Origin of the sequence: Rhodococcus sp. NPDC077669 (genome assembly GCF_040686915.1) — a bacterium.
GTDB lineage: Bacteria > Actinomycetota > Actinomycetes > Mycobacteriales > Mycobacteriaceae > Rhodococcoides > Rhodococcoides fascians.
In genome coordinates this window covers 1-9,803 of record NZ_JBFBMD010000049.1, presented here as the reverse complement: position 1 = coordinate 9,803, position 9,803 = coordinate 1, and the positions used below count along the sequence as shown (strand labels likewise).

At 64.7% G+C, this 9,803-nt stretch carries 11 protein-coding genes and 1 pseudogene; 6 read left to right on the top strand and 6 right to left on the bottom strand.

Annotated features, from left to right (window positions below; translation table 11 throughout):
• The 4 genes from AB0P23_RS25270 to AB0P23_RS25255 form a co-directional block, all read right to left on the bottom strand.
• On the bottom strand, positions 1–189 hold a 189-nt coding region (locus AB0P23_RS25270; protein WP_363799774.1), incomplete at its 3' end, for a hypothetical protein.
• Positions 190–243: 54 nt separating this feature from the next.
• On the bottom strand, positions 244–1,749 hold the full coding sequence (locus AB0P23_RS25265; protein ID WP_363799771.1) for a tripartite tricarboxylate transporter permease: 1,506 nt from the start codon (positions 1,747–1,749) through the stop codon (positions 244–246).
• Between the two features lie 16 nt (positions 1,750–1,765).
• Positions 1,766–2,296 (bottom strand): tripartite tricarboxylate transporter TctB family protein, encoded by a 531-nt coding sequence (locus AB0P23_RS25260; RefSeq protein ID WP_027495763.1) that lies wholly within the window; start codon positions 2,294–2,296, stop codon positions 1,766–1,768.
• Entirely contained in the window at positions 2,293–3,240 is a 948-nt protein-coding gene (locus tag AB0P23_RS25255) for a tripartite tricarboxylate transporter substrate-binding protein (protein WP_363799769.1), read from the bottom strand. Before AB0P23_RS25255 ends, AB0P23_RS25260 begins: the two co-directional genes overlap by 4 nt.
• A 151-nt stretch (positions 3,241–3,391) precedes the next feature.
• On the opposite strand from AB0P23_RS25255, the gene AB0P23_RS25250 reads away from it, so the two are divergent.
• The 3 genes and pseudogenes from AB0P23_RS25250 (at position 3,392) to AB0P23_RS25240 (ending at position 6,326) form a co-directional block, all read left to right on the top strand.
• Positions 3,392–3,784 (top strand): universal stress protein, encoded by a 393-nt coding sequence (locus tag AB0P23_RS25250; protein WP_230598305.1) that lies wholly within the window; start codon positions 3,392–3,394, stop codon positions 3,782–3,784.
• A gap of 120 nt (positions 3,785–3,904) precedes the next feature.
• Positions 3,905–5,311 carry a hemolysin family protein gene (locus AB0P23_RS25245; protein ID WP_363799767.1) on the top strand — a complete coding sequence of 469 codons (1,407 nt, stop codon included), beginning with the start codon at positions 3,905–3,907 and terminating at the stop codon, positions 5,309–5,311.
• Positions 5,308–6,326: pseudogene (locus tag AB0P23_RS25240) on the top strand (hemolysin family protein). The gene AB0P23_RS25245 and the pseudogene AB0P23_RS25240 overlap by 4 nt, the downstream one beginning before the upstream one ends.
• A gap of 319 nt (positions 6,327–6,645) precedes the next feature.
• Here the strand turns inward: AB0P23_RS25240 and AB0P23_RS25235 are convergent.
• The gene (locus tag AB0P23_RS25235) at positions 6,646–7,125 is read right to left on the bottom strand and encodes a DUF6764 family protein (protein WP_032366787.1); all 480 of its coding nucleotides are present in this window, start codon (positions 7,123–7,125) and stop codon (positions 6,646–6,648) included.
• A 207-nt stretch (positions 7,126–7,332) separates the two neighbouring features.
• Here AB0P23_RS25235 and AB0P23_RS25230 point away from each other — a divergent pair, with 207 nt between their 5' ends.
• Positions 7,333–7,683: a VOC family protein gene (locus AB0P23_RS25230; protein ID WP_032374840.1), complete on the top strand. Its 351-nt coding sequence runs from the start codon at positions 7,333–7,335 to the stop codon at positions 7,681–7,683.
• Here the strand turns inward: AB0P23_RS25230 and AB0P23_RS25225 are convergent, their stop codons facing one another.
• Entirely contained in the window at positions 7,684–8,058 is a 375-nt protein-coding gene (locus AB0P23_RS25225; protein WP_032374839.1) for a helix-turn-helix domain-containing protein, read from the bottom strand.
• A 114-nt stretch (positions 8,059–8,172) separates the two neighbouring features.
• On the opposite strand from AB0P23_RS25225, the gene AB0P23_RS25220 reads away from it, so the two are divergent.
• Entirely contained in the window at positions 8,173–9,027 is an 855-nt protein-coding gene (locus AB0P23_RS25220) for an SDR family oxidoreductase (protein WP_363799764.1), read from the top strand.
• Between the two features lie 67 nt (positions 9,028–9,094).
• Entirely contained in the window at positions 9,095–9,673 is a 579-nt protein-coding gene (locus AB0P23_RS25215) for an FKBP-type peptidyl-prolyl cis-trans isomerase (protein ID WP_363799772.1), read from the top strand.
• Positions 9,674–9,803: the final 130 nt, after the last annotated feature.

Sequence of the window (9,803 nt, the reverse complement as noted above, 5' to 3'; positions counted from 1 at the left end):
GGTGTCCAGATGCGTGTCGACGATGTCGATCAGCATCCATACCGGATGCTCCGCCGGTAACCATTCGCGCATGTCCGGTGGAATCAGAAACTGTTTATCACGATCAACCGGTCGATAACCCTTCGCCACCAACACATTGTCCCGCACCACCGACAATGGGGTGCCTCGACACTCGAGACACCCCACCATCAAAATGCAACAGCCCCCAGAGAGCTCTTGACCACACCACTGCGCGGAGCGCACTCAGAAGTCGGCAGTCTTGCGGGCGCGGATCTTGCTGACGATCGAGAACACCACGGCGATGATCATCAGGGCGTAGAGCACGATGGTGATGCCACTGCTGACGAGGATCGACGGGTCGCCCTCGCTGACGGCCAGTGCGCGTCGAAGCGATTCCTCGGCAAGCGGGCCGAGGATCACGGCGATCAGCACCGGTGCGAGCGGAATCTCGTAGCGCCGCATCATGAATCCGATGATGCCGAGCCCGAGCATGAACATCAGGTCCACGATCGACGCACTCGACGCGTAGACGCCCAGGGCAGCGAACACCGAAATTCCGGCGTAGAGGTAGTTCTTCGGGATCTTCAGCAGCTGCGCCCACAGCGGTGCGAACGGCAGATTGAGGATGAGCAGCACGATCATCGCCACGAACAGGCTGGCCAGTAGGGCCCAGACGATGTCTCCGCTGCGCTCGAACAGCAGTGGTCCGGGCTGCATGCCGTACTGCTGGAAGGCAGCCAACATGATGGCCGCCGTCGCCGACGTCGGCAGTCCCAGAGCCAGTAGCGCCCCCATTGCCGTTCCGGCCGTGGAGTTTCCGGCGGCCTCGGGACCCGCGACACCGCGAATGGCACCCTTGCCGAACATCGGCTTCTCGCGCTTACGATCGAGCCTGCGCTCGGTGCCGTAGGCCAGGAAGCTGGGTACTTCGGCACCGCCCGCGGGGATCACACCGAACGGCACACCGAATGCCGTGCCGCGCATCCAGGCCGGCAATGCATCGCGAAATTCGGCCTTGCTCAACCAGGGGCGCCCCTGCGATTTGATCAGGGTGCGGTCCTCTGGCCGTCCGATCTTCGACGCGATGTGGATGACCTCACCGAGAGCGAGCATCGCGACGGTGATGACGACGATGTGGATGCCGTCGAACAGGGCCGGCACCTCGAAGGTGAATCGTGAAGCGCCCGACGGACCGTCGATACCGATCACGGCCAAAGTGAGACCGATCAGCAGTGCGGTCAACCCCTTGAGAGCGGAGTCGGAGACCACCGCGGAGGTGGCGATGAAGGCGAACACTGCCAGCGCGAGGTACTCGGCCGGACCGAAGTTGGTCGCCAACGATGCGAGCGTCGGGGCGAAGAACACCACCAGGGTCGTCGCGACGATGCCGCCGATGAACGCGCCGATGGCCGAGGTGGCCAAAGCTTGAGGGGCTCTGCCGTTCTTGGCCATCCGGTGGCCCTCGAACGTGCCGGCGATGGCGGTGCTGTTGCCGGGGGTGTTCATCAGGATGCCGGAGATGGAATCGCCGAACAGGCCGCCGAAATACACTCCCGCGAACATGATCAGCGCCGCGGTGGGGTCGAGAGTGAACGTGACCGGCAGCAGAAGCGCCACCGCCATGGCAGAACCGAGTCCGGGTAGCACGCCCACGGCGGTGCCTAGCAGTGCGCCTACGAACACCCACACCAGGTTCATCGGAGTCAGCGCAGTGCCGAACCCGTCGAGAAGATTGCTCAATGAATCCATCGAAAATTCAGCTCCGTCAGAAGATCTGGGCGAGAACGCCGCCGGGCAAGGTCAGGCCGAGGCCCGCGGAGAATGCGATCTGGACGGCGCTCGAGACCAGCAGCGCGACGGCCGCGTCGAACACGTAACGGCGACCACCCAATCCGACCGAGACACCCCAGAAGAGGATGGCACCGGCGAGAACCCAGCCGAGCGGGTCGAGGAGAGCGATGAACACTGCCACCGATCCGACGGTGATCGACAGGGTTCGCCAGTTGCTGACGGTGCCGGTGTGCGGCACGCCGTCGTCGTCGACGCCGCGATCGATGACGTCGGGCTTGACCATGAGTTGGATGGTGACCAACACGGCGACCACGAAGCAACCGCCGGCGACGATGGCCGGAAAGACCTGCGGGCCAGGGGAGGTGGCGGTGGGAGGCACATCCATCGTGATGGTCCCGTAGACCAGGAATGCGCCCAGTGCGACGAGCAGTGCCGGAACGATCAGGCCGCTACGGCCCGTCCAGAAGGAGCGGGAGGTTGCGGTGTCGGGAGTCGTCGTTGTCATACCAGCCCCAGCTCTTCCAGAATTCCGGTGATACGTGCCTGCTCGACCTCGAGGAATTCCCCGAATTCGTCTCCTGTGACGACCGATTCCTTCCAGCGGTTTCGTTCGACGGCCGTCGCCCATTGCTCGGTCTCGACCATCTCGGTGACGATGTCGACGAGCGTCTGCCGGTCCTGGTCGGAAATCCCGGGCGGCGCAACGATTCCGCGCCAGTTCACGAGGTCGACGTTGTAGCCCTGTTCGATGAACGTGTCCACGTCGAATCCTTCGAGCGGCTCGGGCGCGGCCACGGCTAGGGCACGCACGTTGCCTGCTTCGATCTGGTCCCGGAAGTCGTTGAATCCACTGACCGCGACGCCGACGGTGTTGGACAGCAGCGACGTGAGTACCTCACCGCCACCGGAGTAGGCGATGTAATTGATTGCGGCCGGATCGATGTCGGCTTCCTGTGCCAATTGGCCCGCGACGATGTGGTCGATTCCGCCGAGGGAGCCGCCGCCGATCGGAAGCCCGCCGGGATTGGCCCGCCACGCCTCGATCATGTCGTCGAGGTTCTGGATCGGCGAGTCCTTGGGAACGACGAAGACCTCGAAGTCCTCGGCGAGCTTGGCGATCGGCACGGTGTCGGCCAAGGTGGTGTCGGAGTTGTTGATCGCGATGCCGCCGAGCATGACGGTGCCGGTGATCATCACCGTGGTGGGCTGACCGCTGAGGTTCTCGAGTTGGCTCAGGCCGATGGTGCCGCCGGCCCCTGGAACGTTGACCACCTGCGCGTTGTTGACGATGCCGTCGCTGCGCAGCGCCTGCTGCGACTCGCGCGCGACCAAGTCCCAGCCGCCGCCGGCGGCAGCAGGTGCTATCAGTGTCAATTTGGCTGGGGCGTCGGAGCCGCTGGCACTGCGAGCGGCGTCGATCCCGGCGACGGTGACTGCTCCCACCACCACCAGGGCTCCGGCCGTAGCAGGGTGGGCGATATCGCCATCAGAGACCTTTCGTGTGGTGTGTCACAGCGTCAGGTTAGATACAGTTTGTCTGATTAGTCCAGTTCACAACATCGAGGTCGATCTTCGGTGGATTCGAGCAACGGGAGAGATCGTGTCGGTAGGCAGCGCAGTGGCAGTAGCGATGAGCAACACCCCCGAGGGCCAGGAAGCGTTGCGACGTGGTGCCGCGGAGGCAGAGCTGCGTCGGACCGAGCTGATCGTATTGTCCGTGGTGGACCGCGATTCCGTATCGGCGGAAGACCGTAGCGCGGCGCAGGCCGAGGTGGAGCGGACTCTCCCCGGAACTGCGACGACTGTGCGCGTCGAACCGGACGGCGGAGACCCGGCCGGCGCACTGGTCGATCTCGTCGCCGACGTCGGTGCGGGGATGCTCGTCATCGGGTCCAAGCGCAGATCGGCGGTCGGCAAATTCCTGATGGGCAGCACGGTGCAGCGCGTTCTGTTGGACAGCCCGGTCCCCGTCCTCGTCGTGAAAGCGCCGTGACCCGGTAGTATCGGACAAATCTCCCACCACTCGACCTCGAGGAATCATGGACAGCGATAAACCCGGGCCGGACACGGCTCCCCGCACTACAGCTACTACGTGCGAGGCGGTGTCCGGCGAATGAGCGTTCTGCTCACTGTTCTGCTCGGCCTGCTCGTCGTTTTTCTCATCACCGTCGCAACCGGTTACTTCGTTGCGCAGGAATTCGCGTATATGACCGTCGACCGGTCCCGGCTCAAGGCGCGTGCCGAGGCCGGCGACGCCGTCGCAGCTCGCACGCTGACCGTCACCAAGCGGACCTCGTTCATGCTCTCAGGTGCACAGCTGGGTATCACGGTCACCGGCCTGCTGGTCGGCTACGTCGCCGAACCGCTGATCGGGCAGTCGTTCGGAGCGATACTGGGCGGCGTCGGTGTTCCGACAGCAGTCGGTGTCGGCCTCGGTGCCGTTCTGGCGATCACGTTCGCGACGTTCGTACAGATGCTCTTCGGTGAACTGTTTCCGAAGAACTTCGCCATCGCCCGCCCCGAGCCCGTGGCTCGATGGCTCTCGCTGTCGACGACCATCTATCTCAAGCTCTTCGGTTGGCTCATCACCATTTTCGACCAGTCGTCGAACCTGTTGCTCAAAGCACTCAAGATCGAGCCGGTGCACGATGTGGAACATTCGGCGAGCCCACGCGACCTCGAGCACATCGTGTCGGATTCGCGGGAGACCGGGGATCTGCCCGACGAGCTGTCGACGCTGCTCGATCGCATTCTCGACTTCCCTACGCGCAACGTCGAACACGCCATGATCCCGCGTTCGCGTGCGGCGACGGTCCGCGACACCGACACCCTCGGTGAGGTGAAAACACTGATGGGCCAAGAGCATTCTCGATACCCCGTGCTCGACGAGGACGACGGAATCGTGGGCGTGGTGCATCTGCACGACGTGTTGGCCTCCACCGCGCCGGATTCGACCCCCATCGCAGACCTCACCCGCGATGCGCTGATCCTTCCCGAGATGCAGAGCCTGCCCGACGCGATGCGCGAGCTGCGGGCGACACGGAACCAATTGGCCTGTGTCATCGACGAATACGGCGGTCTCACCGGAGTGATCACCATCGAGGACCTGGCCGAAGAGCTCGTCGGCGAGATCACCGACGAGCACGACGACGGCGTACTCGACCCGAGCCCGGTCAGCGCCGACGACGGCAGCTGGACGATGGCAGGGGAGGTGCACGTCGACGAGGTCGAGCGCGCCATCGGCGTCGACCTCCCCGACGGTGACTACGAGACCATCGCGGGATTCGCCATCGCCCATCATGGTTCGCTACCCGACATCGGGACCCGTATCGAAGTCGATCTGCCGCCGGACAACGCGGACCTCGCCAACGACGACGAGACGCCGATTCGATTCGTCACGATCGAGGTGCAGGAGATCGACAGTCACGTGCCGTCACTACTGACCCTCACCATCGACGAGCGGACAACCGAGCACGACGAGAATTCGGCCGAGTCCGATACTGCAGGAGCGCACCGATGAGCAACCTCTGGGTCTTTCTGGCCGTCACCATCGGTCTGATCGCTGCGAGCGCTTTCTTCGTTGCCGTGGAGTTCGCACTTCTCGCGGCCAAACGGCATCGCCTCGAGGATGCTGCCCCCAACTCGCGGGCGGCGCGGGCTGCTCTGCGCAGCTCCTCGGAACTGACGGTGCTACTCGCCGGATCGCAGCTCGGGATCACCGTCTGCACCCTCGCGCTCGGCGCGACCACCAAGCCGGCCGTGCACTACTGGCTCACGCCGCTGTTCGAGAGCATCGGCCTGCCCTACTGGTTCGCGGACGTCCTCGGCTTCGTCCTGGCCCTGATCATCGTCACGTTCCTGCACTTGGTCGTCGGCGAGATGGCTCCTAAGTCCTGGGCCATCGCACATCCCGAGAAGTCGGCAACGATGCTCGCAATCCCCATGCGCGCGTTCATGTTTCTCACGCGTCCGGTGCTGACGGCCCTGAACAACATGGCGAACTGGTGCCTACGCAAGGTGGGCGTCGAGCCGGCCGACACCGTCGGCACCGGGCAGAACGCGGACGATCTTCGTCAGCTGGTGGAGCACTCGGTCAACGTCGGTGCTCTGGACGCCAGCTACCAGGCGCAGATTTCGGGCGCGTTGGAACTGCAGGATCTCACCGTCGGCGATCTGGTTGCCGGGAGCGCACACCGACCTCGGTACCGTCGTCGGCCTCGATCGACGACGTGCGGGAGGCATCACGCATCAGTGGACATCTCCGCATCCTCGTCAGCGACGAGGACGTCGTCAAAGGTGTTGTGCACGTGCGAGACACGCTGACCGAACCCGAGAGTCTGGCCGAGATCACGCGTCCGGCGTACACGCTGGAGTCCACCACTCCGGTGTACGTGGCGCTCGCGTCGATGCGGGAGACCCGGCACCATCTGGCGCTGGTGGTCGACGCGTCGGTCGGGGCGGGCGAGACGTCGAGGACGATCGGCGTGGTGACGCTGTCCGATGTGCTCACTCGCCTTCTTCCCGAACCCGTCTGATCCGATACCGGCATTCGAACGAGATATCCCCGATCGGCCTGCACGGCCGATCGGGGATATCTCTGTCGTATCGAGCCCGAGTACTCAGATCGGGGCGACGACCAACAGGTGTGCCCAGTACGACGCGACGTCGTGGCCGAGTTGGGGGAGCAGAACGTCGTAGAGCAGGTAGGACATCATTGCCGTCGAACTCCTTGTTCAGCGGGCCGTCACCGGCTCGCGTACCGAGACTGTAGTCAGTGAGACTGTAGATCAACCACGGCCCGGCGGCATTGATATGGCCTGCGCAAGTCGTGTTTCACCCCGACGGCGACGGGCATCAGCCGATGCAGCCCTGCAGGGTGGTGAAGCTTCCGGCGAAGCCGGCACCGTTGCAGACGGCACCCTCGGGGGTGAGGGTGATCGTCGAGCCCGGCGCAGCCACGGCGATCGACAGTCCGAGGCCGGCCGCGGTGTTCTGTGCGATGGCACCGGGACCGAAGGCGATCGCAGCAGGCGCACCGCCGAAGCCGGCATTGCTGACGGCAGTTCCGCCGTTGAGACCGAGGGCCAGTGCCGCCGCGTTGTTCATCGCCTCCGCCGAGCCCCATCCCTCGAGGCCGACTCCTGCTGCGGCACTTGCGCCGTCTGCGGAGCTGTCGCACTGTGAACCTCCGACGAGCGCGGCGACGTCGGCCCCTCCGGGTGCCGTGGTGCAGGCGACCGGTGCGGCCGAGGCCGTGCCGGGCACCAGGGCCGCGAAGGTACAGGCGAATCCGAATGCTGCCGCTCCGCCGAGAATTCTCTTGGTGTGGAACATGGTCGATGCCTCCAAGATTTGGCGCAGGCACCGGGCGTGCCGCGCTCCTGCGGTTGCCGGATCGACATGCTCGTGCGCCCCGACGACCTTCCTCGAGTGTTACCCCGTAGCGACGCGCTCAGAGATCCGCATGGTCACGAGTGCATCTCGGTATGATCACAGCGCGGTAAACGGCGTTCCCTCACCCTCGGTGCTTACGATGGCTCCATGATCGGACGTATCGACGAGGTCGTAATCGACTGCACAGAACCGGCTGTGCTGGCCCGATTCTGGGCGGGTGTGCTCGGTGGTCAGCCTGTCGTGCGCGACGACTCGTGGCATTTCGTCGATGTTCCCGGGTTCACCCGGATGGCGTTCCAGCGAGTGCCCGAGGGCAAGTCCGGCAAGAATCGGCTACATCTCGACGTGGACGTTCCCAGCATCGACGTTGCCGTCGAGCAGGCAGTCGGTCTGGGTGCGACGGCGGTGGGGGACCGGCACACCACTGCGGCCGGGTCGTTCCAGGTGCTACTCGACCCCGAGGGCAACGAATGGTGTCTGGTGACGCCCCTCGGCTGACTAGCGGGCGTCGTGCTCGGCGCGTGCTTCGAGTACGGCAGGCATCGAGCCCTCGATCAGTTCGATGAGGTCGGTCAACCGTGATCCGACCGCACGTCCGAGCGGGGTGAGGCTGTATTCGACCTTGGGCGGGATGGTCTCGAGCACGGTGCGCACGATGAGGCCGTCGCGTTCGAGGGTCTGCAGCGTCTGTGCCAACATTCGCTCGCTGACGCCGTCGACGCGTCGGCGCAGGGCATTGAATCGGTAGTCGCTCTCGGTGAGGGCCGCCAGGACGAGCACTCCCCACCTACTCGTCGCGTTCTGCAGCGTCTGCCGTGACCCGCATTCCCGTGCGAAGACGGATGCTTCGAGAGATTCGACGGCCTCGGACATTTCTCCATGTTAGCGCAGGCCGTACCGGCAGCGCTAAATTTCGATGTTGCACTGCACGAAAAGTAAGTGCATGATGTAACGGAACTTGACACTTCAACCTTGGGAGCGTTTTCCATGACCACAGCCATCACCGGAGCGACAGGCAATCTCGGCGGGCTCGTCGTCGCCGCACTCATCGATCGCGGCGTCGCGCCTGCCGACATCGTCGCCGTCGTACGCAACGCCGACAAGGCGGCCGCACTCGCCGAGCGCGGTGTGGTGGTACGGGTGGCCGACTACAGCGACACCGACGCCCTGACGTCTGCGTTCGCGGGTGTCGAGAAGGTGCTGTTGATCTCGGGATCGGAGGTCGGCCAGCGAATTGCTCAGCACAACAACGTCATCGACGCCGCCGAGGTAGCCGGAGTGGGCCTCGTTGCGTACACGAGCGTGCTCGCTGCCGACACCTCCGGCATCAGCCTTGCGCCGGAGCACAAGGCCACCGAAGAGCGATTGACGGCCTCTCCGATTCCCGCTGTGTTTCTGCGTAACGGCTGGTACTGGGAGAACTACCTGGGCTCGCTCGGCCAGGCCATCGACGGCGGAGTGTGGCTTGGTGCAGGCGGGAACGGCAAGATCGCCGCTGCCTCACGTGCCGATTACGCCGCCGCTGCCGCGGCTGTGCTGACCCTCGAGAACCAGGGCGAGAAGATCTACGAACTCGGCGGGGACGAGCGCCTGACCTATGCCGAACTCGCGGACGTTCTCGCCGGCATCTCCGGGAAGCCGGTCGTCTACAAGGACGTCACCGAGTCGGAGTACGCCTCGATTCTGCAGGGCGCAGGACTGCCCGATTTCGTGGCGACCATGCTGGCGAGCGCGGATGCCGGTATCTCCCGCGGGGAACTCGACACCGATTCCGGTGACCTGAAGGCATTGATCGGCCGCGCGTCCACCCCGGTCGCCGAGGTGTTCCGCTCCGCAATCTGACGGGATACACGGGGCCCCGTATGCCACTTGTAGCGTGGGCCCCGTGAAACTCACCTCGACTCGCACCCTGTTCCTGGCCGCCACCACCTCACTCGTCCTGTTGACGGGTGCATGCAGTTCCGACTCGGATTCTGGGACGTTGCAGACGACGTCCTCGGCGACGTCCTCCACCGATGCGACGGCTTCGAGTAGCTGCCCCACGGGCACACCCGACCCGTCGGCCACCCCGGAGTGGACACTGGCAGGCGACAAGGGCAGCATCGCCGTCACCGGATCGACGGATACAGCGGCACCGGCCGTCGACGTCGAAGCCCCGTTCAGCGTCGCCGAGACGCAGGTGAAAACGCTGAAGGCCGGGGACGGCCCGATCGTCGCCGACGACGCGAACGTGTCCGTCTGCTACCTGGGCGTCAACGGACGCGACGGATCGACGTTCGACAGCAGTTTCGAGCGCGGCGCACCGGTCGAGTTCCCACTGACCGGCGTGGTGGCGGGCTTCCAGAAAGCCATCGCCGGACAGACCGTCGGCTCGACCGTCGCCGTAGCGGTGACGTCGGCCGACGGTTACGCGACCGGCAATCCGGCAGCCGGAATCGAGCAGGGCGACAGCCTGATCTTCGCTATCTCGATCCTGTCCGCGAGCTGAGTGCCTCCGGCAGTGGCGTGGCTATAAGCCCTCTGGGGGCTGTTGCATTTTGTGTGAGCGGTAGTTCGACGTTGCAAAGGGGTGGCTCGGGTTCGATGCCCGGGTCACCTCTTTTTCGGCCCTGGGGTGC